This is a genomic window from Shinella zoogloeoides (assembly GCF_033705735.1).
Classification (GTDB): Bacteria; Pseudomonadota; Alphaproteobacteria; order Rhizobiales; family Rhizobiaceae; genus Shinella; species Shinella zoogloeoides_A.
On record NZ_CP131130.1, the window covers coordinates 3405594 to 3431326 of the forward strand.

The window sequence follows — 25733 nt, forward strand, 5'->3', positions numbered from 1 at the left end:
TTTTCGGCACAGGGCGGGTTGTCAGTGGCTCGGATGCAGCGCGTCGTTGAGATACATGCAGGTCAGCATGGCGAAGACGTAGGCCTGGATGACAGCCATCAGGATTTCCAGCGCCGTCAGCGCCACCGTCATGGCGAAGGGCAGGATGGCGCCCAGCACGCCGAGCGTTCCCAGCCCCGTCATCGAGGCGACGAAGCCGGCAAAGACCTTCAGCGTGATATGGCCGGCGAGCATGACGGCGAAGAGACGGACGGAGTGGCTGACGGGCCGCGAGAAATAGGACATCACCTCGATCGGCACGATGATCGGCGTCAGGACCAGCGGAACGCCGGACGGTACGAAGAGGCGGAGGAACCCCGCGCCATGCCGGAAGAGGCCGTAGAGCGTGACGGTCGTAAAGACCGTGATGGCGAGCGCGAAGGTGACGATGAGCTGGCTCGTCACGGTGAAGGCATAGGGAAACATGCCGATGAGATTCGCGACGAGGATGAACATGAAGAGCGAGAAGACCAGCGGGAAGAAGCGCATGCCCTGCTCGCCCGCATTGGAGCGCAGCGTCCTGGCGATGAAATCGTAGACGAGTTCGGCGCTCATCTGCCAGCGGCCGGGAACCAGGCTGCCCCGCCGGGTCGCCAGCAGCAGGAAGCCCGTCGCCGTCGCCACCGTCAGCACCATATAGGCTGAGGCATTGGTGAAGCTGAGGTCCACCCCGCCGATTTCGAGGGGAATGAGCGGCTTGATCTCGAATTGCTGAATGGGGCCGGCCATGATCTATCCTCGCAAAGACATGAGTGTACACGCGGATCCGCCGGGCCGCGACCCGCAAAGTCGACATGCGGCGCGGGGAGGCGCGAGACGGGTTTTCAGGGAAAAAGGGTGAGCGGGGTTCAACAGGCCATCCTCGTCTCGACTGCGAGAAAAGGGGCCGTCCCCGGAACGAACAAAGGCGCGGGCCGTCCCGCGCCGGATCTGTCTACCCGCTGCGCCTGAAAATGGCAAGGACGGACCCCGACAGGGCCGGAGGTCCGTCGCGAGGATCAGGTGGTTCAGCCGCCGTCGTAAAGGCGCTGGCCGGTCAGAAGCGAATCGTCCAGCCGGCCGCCCTCGGGGAAGAGGGAGAGCGTTTCCGGCCTGTCGATGCCCGGCACCAGCCGGTGGCAGGGCTCGACGGCGCCGAGCACGGTGGTGACGGGAATGACGCCGGCCCAGATGGGGAGGGCGAAATCCTCCTCGTCGTCACCGACCCCCTTCGCCCGCACCTTGGCGACCGCCTCGTCTATCGGCATGGCGATGATCGTCGTCGCCTTCGCCTCCTGCGGCGTGATGGGACGCAGCAGCGCGCTGCGCTGCGGATAGAACCGGTCGATGACGTCGCGCATCGCCTCGTTTTTCTCCTCAGGGTCTTCCACCAGCCGCGCGGTGCCGAAGCACATGGCGGAGCGGTAGTTGGCCGAATGGTTGAAGCCCGAGCGGGCGAGGACCAGTCCGTCTAGATGTGCGACGGTGAGGCAGGCGGGCGTGCCGGCCTTCAGGTGCCGCAGCATGCGGCTTGCCGAAGAGCCGTGCCAGTAGAGCGTGTCGCCCTTGCGCCAGAAGAGCGTCGGCGTGGCATAGGGCTGCCCGTCGATGACATAGGCGACATGACAGAGCATGGCCGCGTCGAGAACGGCGTGCACGGCCTCGCGGTCATAGCTGGCGCGCTCGTGCATGCGCCTGACGCGGTTGCGCGGGGTGACGGGATAGGTGGCGGTTTCGGTCTCGACGCTCATGCGGCTCTTGCCTTTCAGGGAATGGAAGGCCAGGGTGCATCATGGCATTGGATCGAAAAAGTACCAATTCAAGGCAAAGAATTCAGGCCAATCTTCCGGACTGGTCGTCGCTCGTTCCCGTGCTGCCGGCGGCGGGGCGGCGCACGCCCGCGCTCTACCGCGAGCTGCGCCGGCTGATTGAGGCGGGCGACATTCCGCCCGGCAGCAAGCTGCCGCCGTCGCGCGATCTCGCGCAGCGCCTGAAGACGTCGCGCGGCAGCGTCGTCGCGGCCTTCGAGATGCTGATCGCGGAGGGCTATGCCGTCGCCCGCACAGGGGCCGGCACCTTCGTCGCCGACCGCGTGCCCAGCATGAAGCCCGCCATGCTCCCGGAGGCGGAGGTCGTCGAGCCGAAGATGCCGCTTCCCGGCACGCTGGGCGTCGCCATGGCGGATGCGCGCACGCTGAACATCTTTCGCACCCTGCTTTCGCGCCATCTGGCGCGGCCGGGGCCGGAACATTTCCAATATGGCGATCCGCGCGGCGGGCTTGCGCTGCGCGAGGCGATTGCCGCCTATCTCCGGCAGGCGCGCGGCGTCCGCTGCGAGGCCCGCTCGATCATCGTCACGACGGGCACGCAGCAGGGTCTTGACCTCGTCATTCGCAGCGCCCTTTCCCCGGGCGACCGCGTGATGGTCGAGGATCCCTGCTATCCGAGCGCCCGCGCCGCCTTCGCCGGCAACGGCCTTCATCTTTCGGGCCTTGCCGTCGATGCGGAGGGGGCCGATATCGCCGGCGCGGTGGCCGGCGCCCGCGCGGCCTACGTGACGCCCTCGCACCAGTTTCCGCTCGGCGTGACCATGAGCATGCGCCGCCGCCTCGCCCTCGTCGACTGGGCGCGGGCGACGGGCGGCTGGATCGTCGAGGACGACTACGACAGCGAGTTCCGCTTCGCCGGCCCGCCGCTCGCCGCCATGCAGGGCATGGATGACAGTGGCCGGGTGATCTATCTCGGCACCTTCTCCAAGGTGCTCTTCCCGGGGCTCCGCCTCGGCTATGCCGTCATTCCCGATCCGCTGCTGGAGACTGTAATGGCCCTGCGCAGCCGCAGCGACCGCAGCCCGCCGACGCTCGCCGAGGCGGCGCTGACCGACCTCATCCGCGAAGGCCATTTCGCCGCGCATCTGCGCCGCGCCCGCCGCCGGGCGCAGGCGGCGCGCGATGCACTGGTCGCGGGGTTGCTCCAGGCGGGAAACCTTTCGGTGGACGTGCCCGATCAGGGCCTCCATCTCGTCGCCGGCCTGCCGGAAGCGCTCGGGGACCTTGCCGCGGTCGAGATCGCCCGGCGCGCCGGGCTCGGCGCCCGCGCCCTTTCCGCCATGGCCGTCACCCGCCCGCCGCGGCAGGGCCTCGTGATCGGCTTTTCGGGCTTTGCGCCGGATGTGCTGGGCGCGGCGGCGCGGCGCTTCGCGGACGCTATGCCACGCGGCGGGCTTCGGTGACCTTGATCGTGGCGACCCAGGCGCGGGCGAGCGCAAGGCCGGTGGCCTCGGCAACCGGGCCGCTCTCGGCGGCGAGCGCGGCGCGCCGCTCCAGCCAGCCGGGCGCAAGGCGTGCGATATGGTCCGGGAAGATCCGCACCCATTCCTCGACCACGTCGCGATTCGCCTCGAAATGGAACTGCGTGCCGTAGACGGCGCGGCCGAGGCGGAAGGCCTGGTTCTGCGCGGCATCGTTGGTGGCGAGCCGCACCGCGCCCTCCGGCAGGGAGAAGGTGTCGCTGTGCCACTGGAAGATCGGGAAGGCGCCGGCGGCGGCGGAAAGCACCGGGTCGCCCGCGCCGTCCTTCGTGAGCGCGATGGTGCACCAGCCGAATTCCGGCGCGGTGCCGATATGGTTCGCCGCGCCATAGGCCCGCGCCAGCAGCTGGCTGCCGAGGCAGACGCCGAGCACCGACTTATCCGCCTCGCCGAAGCGGCGCATCAGGGCGGCAAGCGCCGGGAGATAGGTGTGGCTTTCGTCGTCCAGCGCGTTCTGCGGCCCGCCCATCACGACGATGGCGTCATGGCCGCTTTCGTCCGCCGGCAGCAGGTCGCCGGCATGGGGCCGGCAGATGTCGAGCTCCGCGCCCGCTTCGTCGAGCGCCGCGCCGATCTGCCCGAGCAGCGTCACCCTGTCGTTCTCCACCACCAGAACCCGCATGCCGAACTCCCTTTCGATGTCGCGCGAGACAATCACGTCGCACCGCTTCGTTCAAGGGGAGAGCAAGACGGTATCACGGATAGATCACGCCCTTGCGCAGGATGACATTGGCATAGAGCCGCGGCTCGCTCGTCTGGACGATGGTGTGGGCGGCGCGCACGCGGTTGTAGAAGTCGGCACCGACCAGCGGCACCACGGCGCGATCCGGCTCGCGCCGCGCGCAGCAGTCGATGATCTCGCGGTGTACGGGCTCCAGCCGGTCGCGTTCCTGGCGATAGGTGGAGCGGAAGATCGCCTCCTCGACGAAATCGTCGACGGGCAGGACCGAAAGCACGGCATCGAGCGCGGGGATCAGCGCCACGCCGTCGAGGCGCACCAGCCGGCGCGCATGCTCGACGCCCGGATAGTTGCCGTCGACGATGGCGATCTCGTCGCCGTGGCCCATGGCGCGCAGCGTGGCGAGCAGGTCGGGGCTCAGGATGGGATCGAGGCCTTTCAGCATCAGGCAAGCTCCTTGAAGAGAACGTTCTGGTCGGGAAGATAGCGGGAAAAGAGCGGCAGGCTGGCCCCTCCGATCGAGCGGGCGCTGCTGCCGACGGCGCCCTCGGCGATCTCGGGCAGGGTGACGCCCTGAAGGTCGAGCCGGTCGATCGCAGCCTTGGTCTCGGCGACGACGCGCTCGCGCACCCATTCGGGAAAACCCCCGTCGATGATGACGGCGGAAAAGTCGATGACCGAGGCCGATGCGACGACCGCCTGGGCGAGCGCCGCCGCCATGTCGTCGATCCAGATGTCGAGCGGCGCGCCGAAGTCGATCCAGCCGTCCGGCGAATACCAGAGCGGCGTGGGGTCGATGCCGTGCTGGCGCAGCAGGTTTTCGAGGCGGTAGATCGAGGCGATCTTGAGGAGCTGCACCGTCTCGCCGTCGCGGCCCTGTACGGGAAGCGGGCCGATAGCGCCCGCCGTGCCGGTGCGGCCGGTGAAGAGCGCCGAGTTCAGCACCACGCCGCCGCCGATGAAGGAGCCGATGAAGAGATAGAGGAAATCGGGATATTGCGGGCCGCGGCCGAAGACGAGCTCGGCCGCGCAGGCGCTCGTCGCGTCGTTCTGCAGCATGACCGGATAGGGCACGCGCCGGGCGATCTCCGCCCCGAGGTCGACGCCGCGCCATTGGTCCATGTCGGCCTGCGGCGCGCCGACCTCGCTGGCCCAGCTCCACAATTCGAAGGGCGCGGCGACGCCGAGGCCGGTGATGCGGGCGCGCTCGTCCGGTGTGATTGCGGACTCCAGCTCGGCAAGCCCTTCCTCGACGAAGGAGAGCAGCGCGCCGGGCATGGGATAGGGGTAGGTGCGGCGCACCTGCCGGCGGATGCCGCCGACGAAATCCATCATCACGAGGTCGGCGCTGCGGCGGCCGATCTTCAGCCCGAAGGAATAGACGGCATCCGGGTTGAGCAGCATGGGCACCGAGGGCTGGCCCACCTTGCCGCGCATCGGCGCGCCGCGCACCAGCAGCCCTTCGGCCTCCAGCGCGCGCATGATGACGGTGACGGTCTGGGCGGAAAGGCCGCTGCGCCGGGCGATCTCGGCCTTGGAGAGGCTGCCGTGCCGGCGCACCAGCGACATGACGAGCCGCTCGTTATAGGCGCGCACGCGCACCTGGTTGGCGCCGCCGCTCGGATCGAGGATTTCGGCCGGCGCGGCGGGTGCCGTCGCAGCGTGCTTTCTCATCGTCTCCTCCCGTGCCGGTTGGCGCCATGCGCCGATCCCGGTCCTCTTACCGGCTGACGCTCCGCTCTTCCACCGGAAACGATGCAGCCAGGGCTTCCACCCCTTCTTTGCCCGCAGCATGCCACATCGAATTAATAATTCAATTCGATTTATTTATTGACAGGCATTTCTTTTGGTGGTCTCATCACCATCGGAAGCACGGTTGGCCGGTGGAGGAACCGCCGGCTCCTGCGACCGGATGCCCCCAGGAGAGGGGCGCATCCCGTTCCGTCCTTGGGAGGATTACATGAAGAAGACCATCGTTTCCGCCGCTCTCGGCGCGCTTGCGCTCGGCGTGGCCTTTTCCTCGCCGGCTTCCGCCGCCGATGTCAGCGCCTGCCTGATCACCAAGACCGACACCAATCCCTTCTTCGTCAAGATGAAGGAAGGCGCCGAAGCCAAGGCCAAGGAACTCGGCGTCACGCTGAAGGCCTATGCCGGCAAGATCGACGGCGACTCGGAAAGCCAGGTCGCGGCCATCGAGACCTGCATCGCCGACGGCGCGAAGGGCATCCTGATCACCGCATCCGATACCAAGGGCATCGTTCCCTCCGTGCAGAAGGCGCGTGACGCCGGCATGCTGGTCATCGCCCTCGATACCCCGCTCGAGCCGCTCGACGCCGCCGACATGACCTTCGCCACCGACAACCTGCTCGCCGGCGAGCTGATCGGCAAATGGGCCGCCGCCACGCTCGGCGATGCCGCCAAGGACGCCAAGGTCGCCTTCCTCGACCTGACGCCCTCCCAGCCGTCGGTCGACGTCCTGCGCGACCAGGGCTTCATGAAGGGCTTCGGCATCGACGTGAAGGACATCAACAAGATCGGCGACGAGGACGATCCGCGCATCGTCGGCCACGACGTGACCAACGGCAACGAGGAAGGCGGCCGCACCGCCATGGAAAACCTCCTGCAGAAGGATCCGACGATCAACGTCGTGCACACGATCAACGAGCCGGCCGCCGCCGGCGCCTATGAGGCGCTGAAGGCCGTCGGCCGCGAGAAGGACGTGCTGATCGTCTCCGTCGACGGCGGTTGCCCGGGCGTGCAGAATGTCGCGGACGGCGTCATCGGCGCGACCTCGCAGCAATATCCGCTGATGATGGCTGCCCTCGGCATCGAGGCGATCAAGAAGTTCGCCGATACGGGCGAGAAGCCGAAGGCCACCGAAGGCAAGGACTTCTTCGACACGGGCGTCGCGCTCGTCACCGACAAGCCGGCAGAGGGCGTCGATTCCATCGACACCAAGGCCGGCAAGGACAAGTGCTGGGGCTAAGCCCCGGCGCCGGCCCGGCATGACCGGGCCGGCCATCCGCCACGGACGGATCGGGTGGTGATTTCCGGGCAAGCGGCCCCGAACGCACCCTTCTTTTGACAATCGCGAAAAGACGTGGGCACCCTTTCAGGGCGAATGGCGGCAAGGCCGCATTCGCAGGGGAGGACCGCTTCCGGGCGGCAGGTGCGCGCAATGCGTCCGTGCATCATTTCATCCGGCAATGCCGCGACGGTCGGCACACGGAAGGGAGGAACAGGATCATGAGTGAAACGACGGCGGCCTCGCAGGGCGTACAGTCCTCGCAGCCATCACAGGAATTCGAGAAGGTGCTCACCGGCAGTTCGACGCAGGTGGCCTCCTTCGATACGAACGACAAGACGGCCATCCAGAAGTTCCAGCATTTCCTGCACGGCAGTCCATCGGCCGTGCCGCTGATCGTGCTGGTGCTCTCGGTGGCGGTGTTCGGCGCCGTTCTCGGCGGCAAGTTCTTCTCCGCCTTCACGCTGACGCTCATCCTCCAGCAGGTGGCGATCGTCGGCATCGTCGGCGCGGCGCAGACCCTGGTCATCCTGACGGCGGGCATCGACCTGTCGGTCGGCGCGATCATGGTGCTGTCGTCCGTCGTCATGGGCCAGTTCACCTTCCGCTACGGCCTGCCTCCGGCGCTTGCCGTTGTCTGCGGCCTCGCCTGCGGCGCGCTCTGCGGCTACATCAACGGCCTGCTCGTCGCCCGCATGAAGCTGCCGCCCTTCATCGTCACGCTCGGCATGTGGCAGATCATCCTCGCCTCGAATTTCCTCTATTCGGCCAACGAGACGATCCGCTCGCAGGATATCGCCACGAACGCGCCGCTGCTGCAGGTCTTCGGCAACAACCTGAAGCTCGGCAACGCCGTCTTCACCTACGGCGTCATCGCGATGGTGCTGCTCGTCGCCGTCCTCTGGTACGTGCTCAACCACACCGCCTGGGGCCGCCATGTCTACGCGGTCGGCGACGACCCCGATGCGGCGGAGCTTGCCGGCGTCAACGTCAAGCGCATGCTGGTCTCGGTCTATACGCTGTCCGGCCTCATCTGCGCGCTCGCCGGCTGGGCGCTCATCGGCCGCATCGGTTCGGTCTCGCCCACCGCCGGCCAGTTCGCCAATATCGAATCCATCACGGCCGTGGTGATCGGCGGCCTCTCCCTCTTCGGCGGGCGCGGCTCCATCCTCGGCATGATCTTCGGGGCGCTCATCGTCGGCGTCTTCTCGCTCGGCCTTCGCCTCATCGGCACGGACCCGCAATGGACCTATCTCCTGATCGGCGTCCTCATCATCTCGGCAGTCGCAATCGACCAGTGGATCAGAAAGGTAGCAGGCTGATGGCTCTCGAACCCATTCTCACCGCACGCGGTCTCGTCAAGCGCTACGGCCGCGTTACCGCCCTCGACAATGCCGACTTCGACCTCTATCCCGGCGAAATCCTCGCCGTGATCGGCGACAACGGCGCGGGCAAGTCCTCGATGATCAAGGCCATTTCCGGCGCCATCACGCCGGATGAGGGCGAGATCAGGCTCGAAGGCAGGCCCGTCACCTTCCGCTCGCCCATCGAGGCACGCAAGGCCGGCATCGAGACCGTCTACCAGAACCTCGCGCTCTCGCCGGCGCTCTCGATCGCCGACAACATGTTCCTCGGCCGCGAAATCCGCTCGCCGGGCGTCATGGGCAGCGTCTTCCGCAAGCTCGACCGCAGCGCGATGGAGAAGTTTGCCCGCGACAAGCTGTCCGAACTCGGCCTGATGACGATCCAGAACATCAACCAGGCGGTGGAAACGCTCTCTGGCGGTCAGCGCCAGGGCGTGGCCGTGGCCCGCGCTGCTGCCTTCGGCTCCAAGGTCATCATCCTCGACGAGCCGACGGCGGCGCTCGGCGTCAAGGAGAGCCGGCGCGTGCTGGAACTGATCCTCGACGTGCGCCGGCGCGGCATTCCCATCGTGCTCATCTCGCACAACATGCCGCATGTCTTCGAGGTGGCGGACCGAATCCATATCCACCGCCTCGGCCGCCGACTGACCGTCATCAATCCCAAGGACTACACCATGTCCGACGCCGTCGCCTTCATGACGGGGGCGAAGGTGCCGGAGGCCGTTGCAGCATGATTTCGCCTGCCACGATCGTGGATGCAGTCCTGCGGCGCGCGGGAGATGCGCGCCGCTTCCTCGTCGGCCTCGCCGGCCCGCCCGCGGCCGGCAAGTCGACGCTGGCGGAAGCCCTCCGGGAGGGCCTTGTCGCGAAGGGCGAGAGCGCCGAAATCCTGCCGATGGACGGCTTCCACATGGACAACGGCATCCTCGCCGCGCGGGGCCTGCTGCCGCGCAAGGGCGTGCCGGAGAGTTTCGATGCCCGCGGCTTCATCGATATCGTCCACGCCCTGAAACGGGCGGAGGGCGAGGTGCTGGTGCCGGTCTTCGACCGTTCGCGCGAGATCGCCATCAATGCCGCCCGCGCCATCCCGCGGGAAACGCGCTTCATCCTCGCCGAAGGCAACTACCTTCTCTTCAAGGATGCGCCGTGGGACAGGCTCGACGGCGTCTTCGATTTCACCATTTTCGTCGGCCCGCCCTATGCGGTGCTGGAGGAGCGGCTGCGCCAGCGCTGGCTGGGTTACGCGCTGCCCGAGGACCAGATCGGCTGGAAGCTCTACGGCAACGACCTGCCGAACGGAAAACGCATCCTGGAGAATTCCCGCCCCGCCGATCTCCATATCGACCTTTTTTGAGGAATTGTCGGTCGTCTCTCCGGGTGCTATCGCAACTCCAGAGACTGGAGACACGCCGATGACCACCGAAATCACCATCCGCCGGCCTGACGACTGGCACCTGCACCTGCGCGACGGCGCCATGCTCGAAGGCGTGATCGGCGATACCAGCCGCCACTTTGCCCGCGCCATCATCATGCCGAACCTGGTGCCGCCGGTCGTTACCACCGCTGACGCCACGGCCTACCGCGACCGCATCCTCGCCGCCGTGCCGAAGGGTGATCGCTTCGAGCCGCTGATGACGCTCTATCTCACCGAGCACACCAATCCCGACGATGTGGAAGCCGGCTACAGGAGCGGTCTCATCCGCGCTGTAAAGCTGTACCCCGCCGGCGCGACGACCAATTCCCATGGCGGCGTGCGCGACATGGATAAGGCGATGCCCGTGCTGGAGCGCATGGCAAAGATCGGCCTGACGCTCTGCGTGCATGGCGAGGTCACGACGCCCGAGGTCGACATCTTCGACCGCGAGGCGGTGTTCATCGAGACGGTGCTGGATCCGCTGCGAAAGCGCCTGCCCGAGCTGCGCGTAACCATGGAGCATGTGACGACGAGGAACGGCGTCGACTACATCAAGGCGGCGAAGGAAAACCTCGCCGGCTCGATCACCACGCACCACCTGATCATCAACCGCAACGCCATCCTCGTCGGCGGCATCAAGCCGCATTACTACTGCCTGCCCGTCGCCAAGCGCGAGGAGCACCGGCTGGCGCTGCGTGCTGCCGCCACCTCCGGCGACAGCCGCTTCTTCCTCGGCACGGACAGCGCGCCGCATGTCGATCCCCTGAAGGAATGCGCCTGCGGCTGCGCCGGCGTCTATACCTCGATCAACACGATGAGCTGCCTTGCCCACGTCTTCGAGCAGGACGGCGCGCTCGACAGGCTTGAAGCCTTCGCCTCGCTGAACGGCCCGGCCTGGTACGGCCTGCCGGCGAACGAGGAGACGATCCGTCTCGTCAGGCGCGAGGAGGCCGTGGCCTTCCCCGCGAAGATCGAGACCGGGGCGGGGCCGGTGACGGTGTTCGACCCGATGTTCCCGCTGCATTGGGATGTAGCCTAGCGATCAGATGAAGGGCCGCGGTCCACGCTGCAGCCCCTCCCACCCAGCCAGTGCCAGAAGGCCGTCGGGATCGAGGATTTCGCAGCCCCGGTCCTGCCAGCGCATCAGCTTGCGGTCCGCCAGCTTGCGCAGCGTCTTGTTCGTATGGACGAGCGACAGGCCGAGCGTGTCGGCGACATGCTGCTGGGTGATCGGGACGACCCGCTTGCCGCCGCTCATGCCGGATAGGTGGGCGCGCTGGTGCAGGAAGGAAATGAGATAGGCGGTGCGCTCCAGCGCCGTGCGCCGCCCGACGCTGAGCAGGTGCTCGTCGAGGATGCTTTCCTCCTGCGCCGCGATCCAGGTAAGATCGTAGGCGAGCGAGGCATGGCGCTCGAAAAGCCGTCCCAGCTTGGAGCGCTCGAAGAGACAGAGCGTCACGGATGTCAGCGCCTCGACGGAGTGGTCCATCTCCCCCATCAGGCTGCCCTGGAGGCCGATGAGGTCGCCGGGCAGCACATAGTTCATGATCTGCCGCCGCCCGTCCGGCAGCAGCTTGTAGCGGAACGCCCAGCCGGAGAGCACGGTGAAGAGATGGGCGCTATGCATGCCCTCGACGAGGATCGTCGCGCCACGCTCGGCAGACAGTTCCCCGCTCTTGAACTGCGAGACGAACTCCAGTTCCTTCGCTGAAAAATCGCGGAAATCCGGAAGACTGCGCAGGGGACACTGCTGGCAGGGCGTGCGCCATCGGGTTTTCTGGTTGGCCGCCGTTCCGCTCGCCATCGTGCCTCCGCTCTCGGGACTGGCCATGCAAACGCGGCACGCGCGCGCTTGTTCCATCGCGCAGGCACTATGTCTTATTTAAATGACACCCTCTGCCCCCCGGCCCACAGTCCGCCCTCCCGAGCCGCTCCCTTCGCGGCTCCACATGGATGACACATGGATAGGAGTGCGGGCGCCATGAAGCCTTCTCTACCGCACATCTTGATCGCCGAACGCGAATTCCTGATCGCGCTCGATGCGGAGTATCTGATCAAGTTGGCACTCGATTGCCGTATCACGCTGCTCCGGCCGGAGCAGGTCGACCAATGGGATGCGGCGGCGCTGGCGGATGTCGATCTCTGCCTGTTCGATGTGCCGCTCGACGCCTCGCCGGCCGCAAGGCGCATCGAACGGCTGGTCGAGGCGCGCGTGCCGCTGCTGTTCACCAGCCTCGGCGATCTGCATGCCGGCGGTGTGGAGGGCTTCGAGGTCATTCCCGTCGCCCGCAAGCCCTATGACGGCGAGACGCTGCTTGCGCTCGTCCGGGAACGGCTGCGGCAAACGCCGTAGCCGTTCCGTAAGGCCGATCAGAACTGACGGCCGAGCTTTGCGTCGACGGAATGGCCGTTGGCGCCGCGGATCGCGAAGAACAACAGGATGAGCGTCCAGAGGATCGATTTCTCGGCGCCCATCACGCCTTCACCCTGCACCACGCCGTGGAAATAGATGGTGACGGCCAGCACGATCGTCGCGGCGAAGGCGGCCGGACGCGTGAAGAGGCCGATCGCGATGAGGATGCCGCCGAAGAACTCGGTCGCCGAAAGCAGCGGCGACCAGAAGGCGCCCGGATAGAAGCCGAGGCTCTCCACCATGCCGCTCGCGCCGAAGGGGTTGAGGATCTTGCCATAGCCGTGGGTGGCGAGAAGCAGGCCGGCGGCCACGCGCAGGATCGTTTCGGCGCCGTCATGCAAGGCGGCATAGAGACCGCCCAGCGCGGGAACGATGAGGCGGGGACGGTTGGTGGCAAGCTCGGTCATGGAGGCTCCTGTCGGAATGTTGCAGTGCGGCATCTCTCGGTGATGAAGCCGGCTGCGGCAAGATGTCCCGCGACAAAACTTGATAAATTAAGGTGACATTTACGTGAGCGGCCGCCACGCGCGGCGTGCCAAGCGCGGCCTCCTGCTATATGCTGCGCGGATCGAAGAGGGAGATCGGCATGTCCGGGCAGAAGCCGCGCGTTTCCATATTGTATTGCACCCAGTGCAACTGGTTGCTCCGCGCCGGCTGGATGGCCCAGGAGCTGCTGTCGACCTTCTCCGATTCGCTCGGCGAAGTGGCGCTCATTCCCGGCACCGGCGGCAATTTCGAGATTCATGTCGGCGAGACGCTCGTCTGGGAGCGCAAGCGGGACGGCGGCTTTCCCGGCCCGAAGGAGCTGAAGCAGCGCGTGCGCGACATCATCGAGCCGGAGCGCGATCTCGGGCACACCGACCGCGCCGGCAGCGACCATCCGTGAAACGAAAACGGCGGGCCGGAGCCCGCCGTTCATCGGTGCCGATCTGGCCCCATGGCTTACCGGTAGGGCGAATAGCACACCCGGTAGATGCCGCGGCCCGCATGGTAGCGATTGCTGCCCGGGTCATAGGTGCGGTAGCGGTTGAGGCACCAGCGCACATGCGCGCTCCGCCCGCCGCCATAATAGCGTGGGCGCTCGTAGCGCGGGCGATAGTAGCGCCGCTCATAGCCGTAATAGGGCCGGTAGTGGTGACGCCGGTAATAGGGGCGGCGTTCCCAGCCGCAGCCATAGCCGACGCAGAACTGGGCCTCGGTGACGTTGTTCTGCGCCTGTGCATTCATGGCCGGCACGGCGAGCGGAGCGGCCTCGGCCGCCCCCATGGGCGCGATTGCGGAGGCGATGCCCATTGCGCAACCGAAAACGAGATTTCGAATCTTCGACATGTGATCCTCACTGTTTCTGGCGGGATATTTCCCGGTCACGTCCCTGTTTTGTATTACGTTCACGCATTTTGTTTTATTCATGATCGCGGCCCCGCATGAAGGGGATGTATCGCCGGATTTTCGATCCGCAAGAGGCGTGAGGACAGCATGAGCCTGAAATTCGGAACCAGTGGCCTGCGCGGCCTGTCGGTGGATCTGGAAGGGCCGGCGAGCGCGCTCTACGCCACGGCCTTCGCGCGCCATCTCCTGGCGGCGGGCCTTGCCCGGCCGGGCGACGAGATCCTGGTCGGTCGCGACTTTCGCGCCTCCAGCCTCGCCATTTCCGCCATCGCCATCGCCGCGCTGCGCAAGGCGGGCCTTGCTCCGCGCGATTGCGGCGTGCTGCCGACGCCGGCGCTGGCTTTGCTCGGCCTTCAAGGCCGGGCCGCCTGCCTGATGGTGACCGGCTCGCACATTCCCGCCGACCGCAATGGCATCAAGTTCTACCGGCCGGACGGCGAGATCGACAAGGCGGACGAGGCGGCGATCACCGCCGCCGCCGAGGCGATCCGCGCCGAAGGCACGGTCTTCGACGCCGCTGAGGAAAGCGCGGAGGATCGCCACGAGGCCGCCATGGCGCTCTATGGCGAGCGCAACCGCAGGCTTCTGCCGGAGGGCAGCCTCTCCGGCCTTCGCGTCGGCGTCTACCAGCATTCCACGGTAGCGCGCGATCTCTTCGTCTCGGTGCTCGCTTATTACGGCGCGGATGTCGTCGCGCTCGGCCGGTCGGAGAGCTTCATTCCGGTGGATACCGAGGCCGTCTCCGCCGAGACCGTCGCGCTCCTGCAGCAGTGGGCGCTGGAGTATGGCCTGCATGCGATCGTATCTGCCGACGGCGACGGCGACCGGCCGCTCGTCGCCGACGAGACCGGCGCGCCGATCCGCGGCGACCTCGTCGGCCTCATCGCCAGCCGCTTCCTCGGCGCAAGCGTCGTGGCGACCCCCGTTACCTCCAATTCCGGCATCGAGGCCGCGGTCGGCGGCAGGGTGCTGCGCACGAAGGTCGGCTCGCCTTATGTGATCGCCGCGATGAACGAGGCGGTCGCCGCGGGCGGGAAAGCCGTTGCGGGGTTCGAGGCCAATGGGGGAACGCTGACGGCGACGCCCTTCACGGTGAACGGCGAAACGCTCGCGCCGCTGCCGACCCGCGACAGCCTGATGCCGATCCTCGCCGTGCTGGCGCTGAGGGCGGCCGAAGAACGCCCGCTCTCGCAGATCGCCGTGGGCTTTGCGCTGCCGGCCGCCGCGAGCGACCGGCTGGAGAATTTTCCGGTCGAGACGAGCGCCGCGCTGATGGCGGAGCTGCGGTCGGGCGCCGGCCCGCTCGCTGCGTTCCTGGCGCCCATCGGCGTGCCCCGGAAGGTGAGCGACATCGACGGGCTGCGCGTGACGCTGGAGGATGCAAGCGTCATCCATTTCCGCCCCTCCGGCAATGCGCCGGAAATGCGCTGCTACGTGGAGGCCGCCGACGAGACCGCCGCCGCTCGCCTGCTGGAGGCCGGCCTTGCCCGCATCCGCGAATGGGCGATGAGCCGCTGAGCGGCTTTTCGAAGCTTTTCGCCAAGCTGTTGCGAAAACTTCAAAAAGCCTGTTGACACCGGCGGGCGGGCCTTCTACATGGCTCTCCGTCGCCCAGATGGCGGAATTGGTAGACGCGCCAGCTTCAGGTGCTGGTACTCGAAAGGGTGTGGAGGTTCGAGTCCTCTTCTGGGCACCAAATTCCCGTTCCGGATTTTCCGGAATATGTCAAAAAGCCCGGCCTTGCCGGGCTTTTTTGTTGCCCTGCGGCAGGCTCGCACCGCTTCTTTTCCGGCAAAGCAGAATCTTCCCCTCGCGCCCTTGCGTGACGGGCGCGATCGGCACATAAGCCTTGAAAATAATCAACTGCCTTTCTGACATCAGGATCATCGTGGGCCAATCTCAACACGATGCCCGAAAAGCGGGCATTCTGTCTAAATTCCGGCTGTTCAGTCCCATTCTCGCCGGCGCCACGCTCAAGGAACGCCTCATCGGCTGCCTCGGGGCCCTGATCGGTATTTGCCTCACCGGCCTCGTCTGCGGTTATTTCATGGGCAACGATGTCCACCTGCCGCTGATCGTCGCGCCCGTCGGCGCCTCGGCCGTGCTGCTCTTCGCGGTGCCGGCAAGTCCGCTGGCCCAGCCCTGGTCCATCGTCGGCGGCAACACGATTTCCGCTTTCGTCGGCGTGACGGTGCTGACGCTCGTCAAGGATCCGGCCATCGCCATCGGCCTTGCCGTGGCGCTTGCGATCCTCGCCATGTCGCTCACCCGCTCGCTGCATCCGCCGGGCGGCGCGGCGGCGCTCACCGCGGTCATCGGCGGGGCGGCGGTCACCCGGGCCGGTTTCTGGTTCCCGCTGGTGCCGGTCGCCCTCAATTCGATGATGCTGGTCGCCCTCGGCATCGTGTTCCATCGCCTTTCAGGACGGCAGTATCCGCACCGCCAGACGGTCGCCCCCGTCAATACGCACAAGACGGCCGACCCGCCGGCCGCCTTCCGCGTCGGCTTCAACACCGAGGATATCGACGCCGCCGTCGCCAACCTCAACGAGACGCTCGACATCAGCCGCGCCGACCTCGACACCCTGCTGCGGCAGGTCGAGCTGCAGGCGCTGCTTCGCCAGCGCGGCGAGCTCACCTGCGCCGACATCATGTCCCGCGACGTGGTGACGGTCGAGGCGGGAGCCACCGCCGACGAGGCGCGCACGCTCCTCCTCGATCACGATATCCGCACGCTGCCGGTGCTCGACGGCGGCCGTCTGGTCGGCACGGTGGGGCTGCGCGAACTCGCCGCAATAGTGCCCTCCGCCCATCTGCCGGTGTCCGAGGCCGCGACGGCAAGTCCCTCGGATCGGGCGATCGGCCTTATCCCGCGCCTCACCGACGGCATGATCCACGCCGTGGTGGTGATCGACGAGGCGCGCCGCGTCGTCGGCATCATTTCCCAGACCGATCTTCTGGCCACGCTCGCAAAGAGCCTTTCCCAGACCGGCTCGCCCGCCCTGATGGGCGGCCATGGACAGGGGATCTGAAAATGCCCGCACGATGTCATCCCGCCGCACGGCAGAGCGGCGGCGCCATTCAGAAAATGTAAGACCGAGAGAGACGAAAGGAGTGTCGCCATGGCGACTGTCGACGAGAAGCTTGAACCCATCCTTGCCCAGGTGCTGCAGCGCAACCCGGCGGAACCGGAATTCCACCAGGCGGTGCGCGAAGTGCTGGAAAGCCTCGGCCAGGTCGTCTCCAAGCACCCCGGCTACCTGACGGACGCGCTGATCGAGCGCATCTGCGAGCCGGAGCGCCAGATCATCTTCCGCGTGCCGTGGATCGACGACAAGGGCCAGGTGCAGATCAACCGCGGTTTCCGCGTGCAGTTCAATTCGGCGCTCGGCCCCTATAAGGGCGGCCTTCGCTTCCACCCCTCCGTCAATCTCGGCATCATCAAGTTCCTCGGTTTCGAGCAGATCTTCAAGAATGCGCTGACGGGCCTGCCGATCGGTGGCGGCAAGGGCGGCTCGGACTTCGATCCGAAGGGCAAGTCCGACCTCGAGATCATGCGCTTCTGCCAGTCCTTCATGACCGAGCTGCACCGCCATCTCGGCGAGCACACGGACGTGCCGGCCGGCGACATCGGCGTCAGCGGCCGCGAAATCGGCTGGATGTTCGGCCAGTACAAGCGCCTCACCAACCGCTTCGAAGCCGGCGTCTTCACCGGCAAGGGCCTCAGCTACGGCGGCTCGCTGGTGCGCAAGGAGGCGACCGGCTACGGCGCGGTCTACTTCACCCAGGCCATGCTCTCCACCAAGGGCACCGACTTCTCCGGCAAGCGCGTCACCGTCTCCGGTTCGGGCAATGTCGCGATCTACGCCATGGAACAGGCCATCGCCTATGGCGCCAGGGTCGTCGCCTGCTCGGACAGCAGCGGCTACATCGTCGACGAGGAAGGCATCGACCTCGATCTCGTCAAGGACATCAAGGAAGTGCGCCGCGAGCGCATGTCGGAATATGCCCGCGTCAAGAAGGGCTCGCATTTCATCCCGACCGGCAAGGGCTCGATCTGGGACGTGCCCTGCGACGTCGCGCTGCCCTGCGCCACGCAGAACGAGCTGTCCGGCAAGGATGCCCGCACGCTGATCAAGAACGGCGTGATCGCCGTCGCCGAGGGCGCCAACATGCCTTCGACCCCGGACGCCGTGCGCGCCTTCCAGGAGACGGGTGTGCTCTTCGGCCCCGGCAAGGCGGCCAATGCCGGCGGCGTCGCAACCTCGGCGCTGGAAATGCAGCAGAACGCCAGCCGCGACAGCTGGAGCTTCGAGACCGCGCGCGCGCGTCTCGGGCAGATCATGGAAGGCATCCACAACCGTTGCGCGGCGACGGCCGAGGAATACGGCGCCAAGGGCAACTACGTGCTCGGCGCCAACATTGCCGGCTTCACCCGCGTGGCCGAAGCCATGCGCGCCCAGGGCGTCATCTGATCGCCCGAAGCGTTTTCGCGTTTCTCCGAATCGCGAAAACGCTTCGCACTTTTGCTGGAAATGCTCTGGCCTTCCGGCCTCATGCAGCCGACGGCCCCGGACCCGGTCCGGGGCCGTTTTCGTTGGCGGCGACGAAGCCTCGCCCCGCAAGCCCGCCCGCAACGAGCCGGAACGCCGGCCGGGCGTCGGGCGTAAGGTCGGGTATCTCCGCGGCGGCCGGCTGATAGTGCACCTTTTCCAGCACCAGCCAGTCGCGCCGCTCTTCCGGCCGGTCGAAATGGATCGTTTCGCCCTCGCGTAGCCCGAGGAGGGCAAGGCCGTAGAAGGTGGTGACGGGCAGGAAGGCGCTGCCCGGCGCATAGACGCGCGGCAGGCAGAGCGTGCGGCTGTCGGTCAGCCCGCTGGCGCAGCGGAAGGTGATGCGCGCATCGACCGTCGCAAGCCCCGCCGGCAGCGGGGCATCCAGCGGCAGGCGTCCCAGCGAAAGCTTGCGCTTCAGCAGCCTGAACCATTCGTCCGTCAGCGGCGGCCGGTCGTGCAGCAGCTTTTCCAGCACATAGCCGTCCCGCGCCGTGAGCAATCCGGGATCCCGTCCCATCGTCATTCTCCATCCTGCCCGCGTTTGTGCGGGGTGTCCTCTTTCATGGTGGAGACGCCCCCTGGCCGCGCATGCGGCGCAGGGGGTCACGATCCTGCGACGAGGCAACCTCCGATGCGCCCGGACTGGGAAAAGGACAGGAACTTCATGGCGAAGGGCCTTACGAGGCGCGGGCCGTGTCCGGCGCGCCGGCATGGACGGCGATGACATTGAGACGGCGCACGCGCCCGTCCCGGGCGGCCCATTCGATGGACTGACCGGCGGAAAGGCCGAGAAGGGCGGCGCCGACCGGCGTCAGCACGGAAATACGCTGGCGCGAAATGTCGGCATCCTTCGGGAAGACGAGCTCGGCGGTCTGCGGCGCCTCGTCGTCGATCTGGAATTCGGCGGTCGAGCCGATGCGCATGACGCCCGGCGCCATGCGGGCGTCGTCTACGACCTTCGCCCGGTCGAGCTCGGCGGCAAGCTGCTCGGCAGCGTGCGGATCGCGCTCGGCCAGCATGTCGGCGAGGTTGGAAAGACGCGCGTGCTCGGAACGGGCGATGGTGATGGAGGGCCGGCGGCCCTTGGTCTTGGTGGCGGTCATGGTGGCCTCGCACGGGTCCGTGCGGCCCGGAGGGCTCGCAGGAGTGAAGAAAACTGGAAAATGATGTCGCGCTATTTCGGCGCGGTTCTCGAAAATCACGGAACCGCTATCGCCCCACGGCCGGGGCGCGACGCGACCAAGCCGAGGGGCTAGTATCCTGCGAGAGGAAACAACCGTTTCAGAAATCGGGCGAGGTCGTGCGTCGTCATCATGCCCTTATGATGGGGTGAGGGCAGGGGCAAGTCAAGCGCCGCCCCTGCGACGCCCTGCCGGTTTGACAGAAGCCAGCTATGGGCGAAAGATCGCGGCCGATCCCCCCGAAAGAAAGGCAGAGCATGATCGAGGACCTTTTCGTCAGGAACAGAGCGTGGTGCGCCGAGCGCAAGGCGGAGCGGGCCGACTATTTCGACCGCCTCTCCAACCTGCAGCAGCCGGAATATCTCTGGATCGGCTGTTCAGACAGCCGCGTGCCGGCCAATGTGATCGCCGGGCTGGAGCCGGGCGAGGTCTTCGTGCATCGCAATGTCGCCAACCTCATCCATCCCGCCGACCTCAACATGCTGTCGGTGGTCGAATATGCCGTGCACCAGCTCGGCGTGAAGCACATCATCATCTGCGGGCACTATGGCTGCGGCGGCATCCGCGCGGCGGTCAGCGGCGAGCGCTTCGGGCTGATCGACCATTGGCTCCAGCCGGTGCGCGACGTGGCGGACCGGCGCTTCGAATGCCGGGAATGCGGAAGCTGGAGCGATGCCGACCTCGACCGGCTCTGCGAGGCCTCGGTCGCCGCGCAGGTCGAGCGCCTCGCCCGCACGCCGACCCTCCAGGCGGCGTGGCAGGCCGGGCGGGACGTATCCATTCACGGCTGGGTCTACGGCCTGAAGGACGGGCTGCTTTCCGACCTTCAGTGCACGGTGCGCGGCGGAAAGGGCGGTTAGCCATGTTCCTGCACATCAAGCGCGTCTATGACGAGCCCGGCCCCGATGACGGTGAGCGCATCTTGGTCGACCGGCTCTGGCCGCGCGGCCTTTCCAGGGAGAAGGCGGCGTTCGACGAGTGGATGAAGGACGTCGCGCCGACGCCCGCCTTGCGCAAGTGGTTCGACCACAGGCCGGAACGCTGGGCCGAATTCCAGAAGCGCTACCGCGAGGAGCTTGCCGATAATCCGGCGGTGGCGGCCCTGCGCGAACATGTCGCAGCCGGCCCCGTCACGCTGCTCTACGGCTCGCGCAACCGCGAATTCAACCACGCGGCCGTGCTTGCCGACTTCCTGAGGGAAAATCCGTGACGTATGCGCTTGACTGCAATTTTCTTGCGGTCAAACGGCAATAAAATTCATTTGTCAGGGGTCGGCATCGCCGCCATTTTTCTCCTTCAACATGAGGAGCAGCATCGATGTCCGAGCGAACGGCAGTCGAAGTTCAACCGGAAACCGTTGCCGCGGCGCATGGCGTTGCGAGCGATACCGCCTTCGGCGCGATCGCGCCGCCGCTCTATCTTTCCAGCACCTACCAGTTCGCCGATTTCGACACGCCGCGCGCCTATGATTACGGCCGCGTCGGCAATCCGACGCGCGATCTGCTGGCCGAGGCGATCACCAAGCTGGAAGGCGGCGCAGGCGCGGTGCTGACGCCGAGCGGCATGGCCGCCGTCGATCTTCTCATCGGCCGGCTTCCCGTCGGCAGCCTCGTCCTTGCGCCGCACGATTGCTATGGCGGCACGATGCGGCTCCTGAAGGCGCGTGCTGAGCTCGGCCAGATCCGGCTGCGGCTGGTCGACCAGTCGGACATGGAAGCCTTCAAGACGCGGCTCTGGGACCATCCGGCGCTGGTGCTGATCGAGACGCCGAGCAATCCGCTGATGCGCGTCGTGGATATCGCGGCCCTTTCCGCCTTTGCCAAGGCCGCGGGCGCGCGCGTCGCGGTCGACAACACCTTCCTGTCGCCGGCCCTGCAAAAGCCGCTGTCGCTCGGCGCGGATTATGTGCTGCATTCGACGACGAAGTTCCTCAACGGCCATTCCGACGTCATCGCCGGCGCGGTGATCGCTGCGGATGCCGAGGAGGCCCGGGCGCTGCGCCACTGGGCCAATGTCACCGGGGCCATCGCCGCGCCCTTCGATTCCTGGCTGACCCTGCGCGGCCTTCGCACGCTTTTCGCCCGCATGGCGGGGCAGGAGAGAAACGCGATGGCGATCGCCGAACGGCTCGTCGCCCATCCCGCCGTCGCCCGCGTGCACTATCCCGGCCTTGCCGATCACCCCGATCACGCGCTTGCCGCAAGACAGCAGCAGGGTTTCGGTGCCATGATGAGCTTCGAGCTTGCCGGCGGCGAGCCGGCGGTGCGGCGCTTCGTGCGGGCGGTCCGGGTCTTCACGCTGGCCGAATCGCTCGGCGGGGTCGAAAGCCTCGTGGCGCATCCGGCGACCATGACCCATGTCGACATGGGCGCTGACGCCCGGGCCCGGGCCGGTATAGGCGACGGGCTGCTCCGGCTTTCCGTCGGGCTCGAACATGTCGATGATCTTCTGGCCGGGCTCGAGGCGGGCCTTTCGGCCTGCTGAGGAGAGGCGCGATGGCCGATGACGATACGCCCGGCAGCTTTGCATCCCCGGCCTGTTTCCTGCACGAGGTCGACCCGGCCTATTCCGGCCTGCCGGGACCGCTCGACCTGCAGGCCTGGACGGACGTCAACCGCTGGCGCAAGGCCGAGCGGGAACGGCTGATCGCCGCGCGCCTCGAGGTGCCCGCCGAGACGCGGGCCGGCTGGACAGAGGCCATCGCCGCCGGGGTGCTCGCGGAAATCGGCGATGTCGAGGGACGCATCGTCAGCGCCTACTGGCCGTTTCGCGGTGAGCCGGACCTTCGCCCCTTCATGGAAGAGATCGCCCGCCGCGGCGGGCGCACCGCCCTGCCCGTCGTGGTCGAAAAGGGCCGGCCGTTGGCGTTCCATCTCTGGCAGGCCGGCGAGGCTTTGGCACGCGGCGTCTGGAATATTCCCATCCCGGCGGAGCAGCGGCCCTGCATGCCGGATGTCGTGATCGCCCCCGTGGTCGGCTTTGACCCCACCTGCTACCGGCTCGGCTATGGCGGCGGCTTCTTTGATCGCACGCTCGCTTCCCTTCCGGCCCGCCCGCGCGTCATCGGCGTCGGCTACAGCGCGGCGAGAGTCCCGACGATCTATCCGCAGATGCACGACATCCCGATGGACCTGATCGTCACCGAAGCGGGCGCCGTCCGCCCTCAGGCGGACGTTTCCACCGTGCGGGCATTGACGTAGAGCGCCCGCCCGGCGAACCAGCCGTTGATCGCCGCGCCGATGCCGAGCAGCACGATGAGCACCGCGCTCCAGCCGAAACTGCCCGTCCAGCCACGGATGAGGCCGACGATCAACGGGCCGATGGCGGCAAGCAGGTAGCCGACGCACTGCGCCATGCCGGAAAGATGCGCCGCCATGTGCGAATCGCGCGTGCGCAGTACGATGACGGTCATCGCCACCGCGATCAGCCCGCCCTGGCCGATGCCCTGCAGCACGGCCCAGAACCAGACGGTGGAAAGCGGCGCGAAGAGCAGGCCGAGAAGCGCGACGACCGCGAAGCCGCAGAGCGTGACGTTGATCAGCCGCTGGTCCTTGCCGCGCACGGCAAGATGCGGCGCGACGAGGCAGGAGGCCGCCTGCACCATGACGGAGACGGAGACGATGGCCCCGGCGGTCACGCCGTCCAGCCCCCGTTCGCGCAGGATCGGCACCAGCCAGCCGAAGACGCAATAGGCGAGCGCCGATTGCAGGCCCATGAAGAGCGTGACGTGCCAGGCGAGCCGGTCGCGCCACAGGCCCTCTACCCGGAAGCCGGTGCGCTTGACCTGCCGGCGGCTGGCAAGGACCTGCGGCAGCCAGAGCAGCGCCACCAGCAGCGCCGGCAGCGCCCAGATCGCCAGTGCCCCGTCGAGCGAGCCGCCGAGCGCGTGTTCGACGGGCAGCGTCAGGCCGGCGGCGCTTGCCGCGCCCGCGCAGAGCGCCATCGTGTAGCAGCCGGTCATCAGCGCCGCCCGGTCCGGGAAGTCGCGCTTGACGAGGCCGGGCAGCAGCACGTTGCCGACGGCGATGCAGCCGCCGGCCAGCGCCGTGCCGAGAAACAGCAGCGGAATGGAGGAAAGGCCGCGCAGCGCCGTGCCGAGCGCGAGGATGACGACGACGCCGAGCAGGGTGCGCTCGGTGCCGTAGCGCTGGGCAAGGCGCGGGGCGAGCGGCGAGAACAGGCCGAGGCAGACCACGGGCAGCGTCGTCAGCAGGCTGGCGCCGGTCGGCGAAAGGCCGAGCACGTCGCGGATCTCCGGCAGCAGCGCCGAGGCGCTGGAAAAGACCGGCCGCAGGTTGAAGGCGATCAACACGAGGCTGGCGCCGAGCAGGAAGCGCGCCGCCGAACTTGGCGGACGGTGCGGCTCGGGTGCGGGCACGCTGTCGGCTTCGGCGTCGATCAGGTCGATGGAGCCGGGATCGTCGGGGAGGGGATGGGTCATGAAAGCAGCAACCGGTCGAGAGATGAAAGGATGGGAGCCATGAAGCGGCGCACGGCGGCATCCGCCGCGTCCGGATTGCCGCTTTCGATGGCGTCGATGATGGCGGCATGCGCCGCCATGTCGGGTTCGGGCAGGTCTTCGCCAAGGCTCGCCTCGATGGTTTCGGCGAGCAGCGTGGAGAAGAAGTCGTACATGCCGATCAGCACCGCATTCTGCGAGGCGGCGATCACGGCCTGGTGGAAGGCAAGGTCGCGGGCGATGAAACCCGCCCTGTCACCGCCGTCGGAATTGCCGCGCGCGGCAAGGAGGGTGCGCAGGTGAGCGACGACGGCCGGCGTGCGGCGAAGCGCGGCAAGCCGCGCCGCTTCCGCATCGAGCGCCAGCCGCGCCTCGAACTGGTCGCGAAGCCCGGCATGGCGCGCCATGGCGAGCGGGCGCGTCGTGTCGGCGGCGGACAGCACATAGGTGCCGGAGCCCTGCCGCGTCTCCAGAATGCCCTGCGAAACGAGGACACGCACCGCCTCGCGCACGGTGCTGCGGCTGACGGAGAGCATCGCCGAAAGCGTCGCCTCGTTCGGCAGCTTGTCGCCGACGGCCCAGCGGCTGCCGAGGATTTCGGCGCGGATCGCCTCGGCCGCCGTGTCGGCGAGATTGGTCTTGTTGAGGGATTGCATGGATAATCACCAAGTCATCAGATGACTTGGTGATTATCGCGATTGTGCGGAAAGGTCAAAGCCATTCTGCTGGCTCCGACGTTTCCTTCTCCCTGCGGGGGAGAAAGGGAGGGGACAATGCCGGACTCCATAGGGGGTAGCTCCGGCCTGGACGGGAGAAGCCGCGCCGGATTTATTTTCCGGCCGGCCGCATCGGCCGTTACTGCTTGCGCGGCCAGGTGTCGGCGAGGCGGTAGCCGGCAGGCCACGGATCGTCGGGATCGAGCATCACCTGGCTGGTGCCGGTGATCCAGGCGTGGCCGGAGATTTCCGGCACGATGGCCGGGCGGCCGCCGACGGTGGTCTCGCCGACGATGCGGCAGTCGAAGCGCGAATCGATGATCGAATAGCCGGAGAAGGACTGGCCGACCTTGATCTGGCCGCGGGCATGCAGCAGCGCCATACGGGCCGAGCAGCCGGTGCCGGTGGGCGAGCGGTCGAGCTTGGCCGGCTGGATGACCACCGTGTTGCGGCCATGCAGCGCGCCGTCGCGCTCTTCCACCGGCAGCGTGAGTTGGCAGAAGGAGATGTGGTTCCATTCCGGGTTTTCCGGATGGGTGAAGCCGAGCTGCTCGTTGGCGGCCTTGGTGATGCGGATGCCGGTTTCGGCCAGTTCCCGCGCCTCGTCCGGCGTCACGGCAAAGCCGAGCGCACGCGCATCGGCGAAGACGAAGCTGTCGCCGCCATAGGCGGTGTCCACGGTGAGCGTGCCGAGGCCTTCCACTTCCAGCTTCGCATCCAGCTTGTCGGCAAAGGACGGCACGTTCGTGACGGTGATGCGCTCGGCCTTGCCGTTGCGGCAGGCGGCGACGACATTGACGAGCCCGCCCGGCGCTTCCAGCACCATATGGGTCTCCGGCTCGACCATCGGCACGATACCGCTGTCGAGCAGCACGGTGGAAACGCAGATCGAGTTGGAGCCGGACATCGGCGGCGTGTCCTCCGGCTCCATGATGATGAAGCCCATCGTGGCGCGCGGGTCCTTCGGCGGCACGAGGAGGTTGATGTGGCGGAAGACGCCGCCGCGCGGCTCGTTCAGCACGAAGTTGCGCAGGGTCTTGTCCTCGGCGATGAACTTGCGCTGCTCCCACAGCGTCTTGCCGGGCGGCGGGGCGACGCCGCCGACGATGACGTCGCCCACCTCGCCCTCGGCGTGGCAGGAAACGATATGGATGACCTTGCTGCTGCGCATGGCATTCTCTCCGGTTCGCGGTTGTTGCGCGCCGGGAGG

General features: G+C 67.2%; 29 protein-coding genes and 1 tRNA gene. 16 read left to right on the plus strand and 14 right to left on the minus strand.

Annotation, left to right across the window (positions count from 1 at the left end):
• Positions 1 to 21: 21 nt before the first annotated feature.
• Together ShzoTeo12_RS16770 and ShzoTeo12_RS16775 are read right to left on the minus strand one after the other, a co-directional pair.
• Positions 22 to 768: a F0F1 ATP synthase subunit A gene (locus tag ShzoTeo12_RS16770; protein WP_318910530.1), complete on the minus strand. Its 747-nt coding sequence runs from the start codon at positions 766 to 768 to the stop codon at positions 22 to 24.
• Between the two features lie 278 nt (positions 769 to 1046).
• A complete protein-coding gene (locus tag ShzoTeo12_RS16775) occupies positions 1047 to 1769 on the minus strand; it encodes a pyridoxamine 5'-phosphate oxidase family protein (RefSeq protein WP_318910531.1) in 723 nt (240 codons plus the stop codon).
• Positions 1770 to 1810: 41 nt separating this feature from the next.
• On the opposite strand from ShzoTeo12_RS16775, the gene ShzoTeo12_RS16780 reads away from it, so the two are divergent.
• Positions 1811 to 3250, plus strand: coding sequence for a PLP-dependent aminotransferase family protein (locus ShzoTeo12_RS16780; RefSeq protein WP_318910533.1), 1440 nt, complete (start codon positions 1811 to 1813; stop codon positions 3248 to 3250).
• Here ShzoTeo12_RS16780 and ShzoTeo12_RS16785 read toward each other — a convergent pair.
• The 3 genes from ShzoTeo12_RS16785 to ShzoTeo12_RS16795 all read right to left on the minus strand — a co-directional run bounded on the left by ShzoTeo12_RS16785 (position 3225) and on the right by ShzoTeo12_RS16795 (position 5681).
• Entirely contained in the window at positions 3225 to 3950 is a 726-nt protein-coding gene (locus ShzoTeo12_RS16785; RefSeq protein WP_318910535.1) for a type 1 glutamine amidotransferase, read from the minus strand. The genes ShzoTeo12_RS16780 and ShzoTeo12_RS16785 overlap by 26 nt on opposite strands.
• Before the next feature lie 73 nt (positions 3951 to 4023).
• Positions 4024 to 4452 (minus strand): RbsD/FucU family protein, encoded by a 429-nt coding sequence (locus ShzoTeo12_RS16790; protein ID WP_318910537.1) that lies wholly within the window; start codon positions 4450 to 4452, stop codon positions 4024 to 4026.
• Positions 4452 to 5681: an ROK family transcriptional regulator gene (locus ShzoTeo12_RS16795; RefSeq protein WP_318910538.1), complete on the minus strand. Its 1230-nt coding sequence runs from the start codon at positions 5679 to 5681 to the stop codon at positions 4452 to 4454. The genes ShzoTeo12_RS16790 and ShzoTeo12_RS16795 overlap by 1 nt, the downstream gene beginning before the upstream one ends.
• Positions 5682 to 5967: 286 nt before the next feature.
• Between ShzoTeo12_RS16795 and ShzoTeo12_RS16800 the strand changes: the two genes are divergently transcribed.
• The 5 genes from ShzoTeo12_RS16800 to pyrC all read left to right on the plus strand — a co-directional run bounded on the left by ShzoTeo12_RS16800 (position 5968) and on the right by pyrC (position 10849).
• Positions 5968 to 6993 carry a sugar ABC transporter substrate-binding protein gene (locus ShzoTeo12_RS16800; protein ID WP_119257288.1) on the plus strand — a complete coding sequence of 342 codons (1026 nt, stop codon included), beginning with the start codon at positions 5968 to 5970 and terminating at the stop codon, positions 6991 to 6993.
• A gap of 260 nt (positions 6994 to 7253) precedes the next feature.
• Entirely contained in the window at positions 7254 to 8354 is a 1101-nt protein-coding gene (locus tag ShzoTeo12_RS16805; RefSeq protein ID WP_318910540.1) for an ABC transporter permease, read from the plus strand.
• The gene (locus ShzoTeo12_RS16810) at positions 8354 to 9130 is read left to right on the plus strand and encodes an ATP-binding cassette domain-containing protein (protein ID WP_318910542.1); all 777 of its coding nucleotides are present in this window, start codon (positions 8354 to 8356) and stop codon (positions 9128 to 9130) included. The genes ShzoTeo12_RS16805 and ShzoTeo12_RS16810 overlap by 1 nt, the downstream gene beginning before the upstream one ends.
• On the plus strand, positions 9127 to 9750 hold the full coding sequence (locus ShzoTeo12_RS16815) for a nucleoside triphosphate hydrolase (protein WP_119257291.1): 624 nt from the start codon (positions 9127 to 9129) through the stop codon (positions 9748 to 9750). Before ShzoTeo12_RS16810 ends, ShzoTeo12_RS16815 begins: the two co-directional genes overlap by 4 nt.
• Positions 9751 to 9808: 58 nt before the next feature.
• A complete protein-coding gene (gene pyrC / locus ShzoTeo12_RS16820) occupies positions 9809 to 10849 on the plus strand; it encodes a dihydroorotase (RefSeq protein WP_318910544.1) in 1041 nt (346 codons plus the stop codon).
• 3 nt (positions 10850 to 10852) lie between these two features.
• On the opposite strand, the gene ShzoTeo12_RS16825 is transcribed toward pyrC, so the two are convergent.
• Entirely contained in the window at positions 10853 to 11614 is a 762-nt protein-coding gene (locus ShzoTeo12_RS16825; protein WP_318910545.1) for a Crp/Fnr family transcriptional regulator, read from the minus strand.
• Positions 11615 to 11791: 177 nt separating this feature from the next.
• Between ShzoTeo12_RS16825 and ShzoTeo12_RS16830 the strand changes: the two genes are divergently transcribed.
• A complete protein-coding gene (locus ShzoTeo12_RS16830) occupies positions 11792 to 12163 on the plus strand; it encodes a hypothetical protein (protein WP_318910547.1) in 372 nt (123 codons plus the stop codon).
• Positions 12164 to 12180: 17 nt separating this feature from the next.
• Here the strand turns inward: ShzoTeo12_RS16830 and ShzoTeo12_RS16835 are convergent, their stop codons facing one another.
• Positions 12181 to 12630: a DoxX family protein gene (locus tag ShzoTeo12_RS16835; protein ID WP_119257295.1), complete on the minus strand. Its 450-nt coding sequence runs from the start codon at positions 12628 to 12630 to the stop codon at positions 12181 to 12183.
• Between the two features lie 179 nt (positions 12631 to 12809).
• Here ShzoTeo12_RS16835 and ShzoTeo12_RS16840 point away from each other — a divergent pair, with 179 nt between their 5' ends.
• Positions 12810 to 13109 (plus strand): SelT/SelW/SelH family protein, encoded by a 300-nt coding sequence (locus ShzoTeo12_RS16840; protein ID WP_318910549.1) that lies wholly within the window; start codon positions 12810 to 12812, stop codon positions 13107 to 13109.
• A 56-nt stretch (positions 13110 to 13165) separates the two neighbouring features.
• On the opposite strand, the gene ShzoTeo12_RS16845 is transcribed toward ShzoTeo12_RS16840, so the two are convergent.
• Entirely contained in the window at positions 13166 to 13552 is a 387-nt protein-coding gene (locus ShzoTeo12_RS16845; RefSeq protein WP_119257297.1) for a BA14K family protein, read from the minus strand.
• A 147-nt stretch (positions 13553 to 13699) separates the two neighbouring features.
• Here ShzoTeo12_RS16845 and ShzoTeo12_RS16850 point away from each other — a divergent pair, with 147 nt between their 5' ends.
• The gene (locus ShzoTeo12_RS16850; RefSeq protein ID WP_318910551.1) at positions 13700 to 15130 is read left to right on the plus strand and encodes a phosphomannomutase; all 1431 of its coding nucleotides are present in this window, start codon (positions 13700 to 13702) and stop codon (positions 15128 to 15130) included.
• 91 nt (positions 15131 to 15221) lie between these two features.
• Positions 15222 to 15308: transfer RNA gene (locus ShzoTeo12_RS16855), tRNA-Leu, on the plus strand.
• Between the two features lie 29 nt (positions 15309 to 15337).
• Here the strand turns inward: ShzoTeo12_RS16855 and ShzoTeo12_RS16860 are convergent.
• The gene (locus ShzoTeo12_RS16860; protein WP_162911416.1) at positions 15338 to 15499 is read right to left on the minus strand and encodes a hypothetical protein; all 162 of its coding nucleotides are present in this window, start codon (positions 15497 to 15499) and stop codon (positions 15338 to 15340) included.
• A 1-nt stretch (position 15500) separates the two neighbouring features.
• On the opposite strand from ShzoTeo12_RS16860, the gene ShzoTeo12_RS16865 reads away from it, so the two are divergent.
• Both ShzoTeo12_RS16865 and gdhA read left to right on the plus strand, forming a co-directional pair.
• Complete coding sequence (locus ShzoTeo12_RS16865) at positions 15501 to 16643, plus strand: HPP family protein (RefSeq protein WP_245424849.1); 1143 nt, start codon at positions 15501 to 15503, stop codon at positions 16641 to 16643.
• A 90-nt stretch (positions 16644 to 16733) separates the two neighbouring features.
• Positions 16734 to 18086 (plus strand): NADP-specific glutamate dehydrogenase, encoded by a 1353-nt coding sequence (gdhA, locus tag ShzoTeo12_RS16870; protein WP_318910552.1) that lies wholly within the window; start codon positions 16734 to 16736, stop codon positions 18084 to 18086.
• Positions 18087 to 18165: 79 nt separating this feature from the next.
• Here gdhA and ShzoTeo12_RS16875 read toward each other — a convergent pair whose 3' ends face one another.
• Both ShzoTeo12_RS16875 and rnk read right to left on the minus strand, forming a co-directional pair.
• The gene (locus ShzoTeo12_RS16875; protein ID WP_318910554.1) at positions 18166 to 18690 is read right to left on the minus strand and encodes a hypothetical protein; all 525 of its coding nucleotides are present in this window, start codon (positions 18688 to 18690) and stop codon (positions 18166 to 18168) included.
• Positions 18691 to 18844: 154 nt separating this feature from the next.
• Entirely contained in the window at positions 18845 to 19270 is a 426-nt protein-coding gene (gene rnk / locus ShzoTeo12_RS16880; RefSeq protein ID WP_119257301.1) for a nucleoside diphosphate kinase regulator, read from the minus strand.
• A gap of 335 nt (positions 19271 to 19605) precedes the next feature.
• On the opposite strand from rnk, the gene ShzoTeo12_RS16885 reads away from it, so the two are divergent.
• From ShzoTeo12_RS16885 to ShzoTeo12_RS16900, 4 genes are all read left to right on the plus strand, one after another.
• Entirely contained in the window at positions 19606 to 20208 is a 603-nt protein-coding gene (locus ShzoTeo12_RS16885) for a carbonic anhydrase (RefSeq protein WP_318910556.1), read from the plus strand.
• A 2-nt stretch (positions 20209 to 20210) separates the two neighbouring features.
• A complete protein-coding gene (locus tag ShzoTeo12_RS16890; protein WP_318910557.1) occupies positions 20211 to 20558 on the plus strand; it encodes a DUF488 domain-containing protein in 348 nt (115 codons plus the stop codon).
• A gap of 107 nt (positions 20559 to 20665) precedes the next feature.
• A complete protein-coding gene (metB, locus tag ShzoTeo12_RS16895; RefSeq protein ID WP_318910559.1) occupies positions 20666 to 21832 on the plus strand; it encodes a cystathionine gamma-synthase in 1167 nt (388 codons plus the stop codon).
• 11 nt (positions 21833 to 21843) lie between these two features.
• Positions 21844 to 22548, plus strand: coding sequence for a 5-formyltetrahydrofolate cyclo-ligase (locus ShzoTeo12_RS16900; protein WP_318910560.1), 705 nt, complete (start codon positions 21844 to 21846; stop codon positions 22546 to 22548).
• On the opposite strand, the gene ShzoTeo12_RS16905 is transcribed toward ShzoTeo12_RS16900, so the two are convergent.
• The 3 genes from ShzoTeo12_RS16905 to ShzoTeo12_RS16915 form a co-directional block, all read right to left on the minus strand.
• A complete protein-coding gene (locus tag ShzoTeo12_RS16905) occupies positions 22512 to 23789 on the minus strand; it encodes a CynX/NimT family MFS transporter (RefSeq protein WP_119257306.1) in 1278 nt (425 codons plus the stop codon). The two genes, ShzoTeo12_RS16900 and ShzoTeo12_RS16905, sit on opposite strands and share 37 nt — an antisense overlap.
• Positions 23786 to 24463: a FadR/GntR family transcriptional regulator gene (locus ShzoTeo12_RS16910; protein ID WP_318910561.1), complete on the minus strand. Its 678-nt coding sequence runs from the start codon at positions 24461 to 24463 to the stop codon at positions 23786 to 23788. The genes ShzoTeo12_RS16905 and ShzoTeo12_RS16910 overlap by 4 nt, the downstream gene beginning before the upstream one ends.
• A gap of 199 nt (positions 24464 to 24662) precedes the next feature.
• A complete protein-coding gene (locus tag ShzoTeo12_RS16915; RefSeq protein ID WP_318910562.1) occupies positions 24663 to 25694 on the minus strand; it encodes a trans-3-hydroxy-L-proline dehydratase in 1032 nt (343 codons plus the stop codon).
• Between the last annotated feature and the right edge of the window lie 39 nt (positions 25695 to 25733).

Excerpts from the sequence above, each read along its gene's own strand:
- ShzoTeo12_RS16800 (WP_119257288.1), top strand. The coding sequence starts at position 5,968 with ATGAAGAAGACCATCGTTTCCGCCGCTCTCGGCGCGCTTGCGCTCGGC.
- ShzoTeo12_RS16840 (WP_318910549.1), top strand. The coding sequence starts at position 12,810 with ATGTCCGGGCAGAAGCCGCGCGTTTCCATATTGTATTGCACCCAGTGC.
- ShzoTeo12_RS16775 (WP_318910531.1), bottom strand. The coding sequence starts at position 1,769 with ATGAGCGTCGAGACCGAAACCGCCACCTATCCCGTCACCCCGCGCAAC.
- ShzoTeo12_RS16905 (WP_119257306.1), bottom strand. The coding sequence starts at position 23,789 with ATGACCCATCCCCTCCCCGACGATCCCGGCTCCATCGACCTGATCGAC.
- ShzoTeo12_RS16825 (WP_318910545.1), bottom strand. The coding sequence starts at position 11,614 with ATGGCGAGCGGAACGGCGGCCAACCAGAAAACCCGATGGCGCACGCCC.
- ShzoTeo12_RS16785 (WP_318910535.1), bottom strand. The coding sequence starts at position 3,950 with ATGCGGGTTCTGGTGGTGGAGAACGACAGGGTGACGCTGCTCGGGCAG.
- ShzoTeo12_RS16915 (WP_318910562.1), bottom strand. The coding sequence starts at position 25,694 with ATGCGCAGCAGCAAGGTCATCCATATCGTTTCCTGCCACGCCGAGGGC.
- rnk (WP_119257301.1), bottom strand. The coding sequence starts at position 19,270 with ATGACCGCCACCAAGACCAAGGGCCGCCGGCCCTCCATCACCATCGCC.
- ShzoTeo12_RS16805 (WP_318910540.1), top strand. The coding sequence starts at position 7,254 with ATGAGTGAAACGACGGCGGCCTCGCAGGGCGTACAGTCCTCGCAGCCA.
- ShzoTeo12_RS16780 (WP_318910533.1), top strand. The coding sequence starts at position 1,811 with ATGGCATTGGATCGAAAAAGTACCAATTCAAGGCAAAGAATTCAGGCC.
- ShzoTeo12_RS16795 (WP_318910538.1), bottom strand. The coding sequence starts at position 5,681 with ATGAGAAAGCACGCTGCGACGGCACCCGCCGCGCCGGCCGAAATCCTC.
- ShzoTeo12_RS16850 (WP_318910551.1), top strand. The coding sequence starts at position 13,700 with ATGAGCCTGAAATTCGGAACCAGTGGCCTGCGCGGCCTGTCGGTGGAT.
- ShzoTeo12_RS16845 (WP_119257297.1), bottom strand. The coding sequence starts at position 13,552 with ATGTCGAAGATTCGAAATCTCGTTTTCGGTTGCGCAATGGGCATCGCC.
- ShzoTeo12_RS16875 (WP_318910554.1), bottom strand. The coding sequence starts at position 18,690 with ATGACGATGGGACGGGATCCCGGATTGCTCACGGCGCGGGACGGCTAT.
- ShzoTeo12_RS16810 (WP_318910542.1), top strand. The coding sequence starts at position 8,354 with ATGGCTCTCGAACCCATTCTCACCGCACGCGGTCTCGTCAAGCGCTAC.
- ShzoTeo12_RS16770 (WP_318910530.1), bottom strand. The coding sequence starts at position 768 with ATGGCCGGCCCCATTCAGCAATTCGAGATCAAGCCGCTCATTCCCCTC.
- ShzoTeo12_RS16885 (WP_318910556.1), top strand. The coding sequence starts at position 19,606 with ATGATCGAGGACCTTTTCGTCAGGAACAGAGCGTGGTGCGCCGAGCGC.
- pyrC (WP_318910544.1), top strand. The coding sequence starts at position 9,809 with ATGACCACCGAAATCACCATCCGCCGGCCTGACGACTGGCACCTGCAC.
- ShzoTeo12_RS16910 (WP_318910561.1), bottom strand. The coding sequence starts at position 24,463 with ATGCAATCCCTCAACAAGACCAATCTCGCCGACACGGCGGCCGAGGCG.
- gdhA (WP_318910552.1), top strand. The coding sequence starts at position 16,734 with ATGGCGACTGTCGACGAGAAGCTTGAACCCATCCTTGCCCAGGTGCTG.
- ShzoTeo12_RS16835 (WP_119257295.1), bottom strand. The coding sequence starts at position 12,630 with ATGACCGAGCTTGCCACCAACCGTCCCCGCCTCATCGTTCCCGCGCTG.
- ShzoTeo12_RS16790 (WP_318910537.1), bottom strand. The coding sequence starts at position 4,452 with ATGCTGAAAGGCCTCGATCCCATCCTGAGCCCCGACCTGCTCGCCACG.
- ShzoTeo12_RS16890 (WP_318910557.1), top strand. The coding sequence starts at position 20,211 with ATGTTCCTGCACATCAAGCGCGTCTATGACGAGCCCGGCCCCGATGAC.
- ShzoTeo12_RS16900 (WP_318910560.1), top strand. The coding sequence starts at position 21,844 with ATGGCCGATGACGATACGCCCGGCAGCTTTGCATCCCCGGCCTGTTTC.
- metB (WP_318910559.1), top strand. The coding sequence starts at position 20,666 with ATGTCCGAGCGAACGGCAGTCGAAGTTCAACCGGAAACCGTTGCCGCG.
- ShzoTeo12_RS16860 (WP_162911416.1), bottom strand. The coding sequence starts at position 15,499 with ATGATCCTGATGTCAGAAAGGCAGTTGATTATTTTCAAGGCTTATGTG.
- ShzoTeo12_RS16815 (WP_119257291.1), top strand. The coding sequence starts at position 9,127 with ATGATTTCGCCTGCCACGATCGTGGATGCAGTCCTGCGGCGCGCGGGA.
- ShzoTeo12_RS16830 (WP_318910547.1), top strand. The coding sequence starts at position 11,792 with ATGAAGCCTTCTCTACCGCACATCTTGATCGCCGAACGCGAATTCCTG.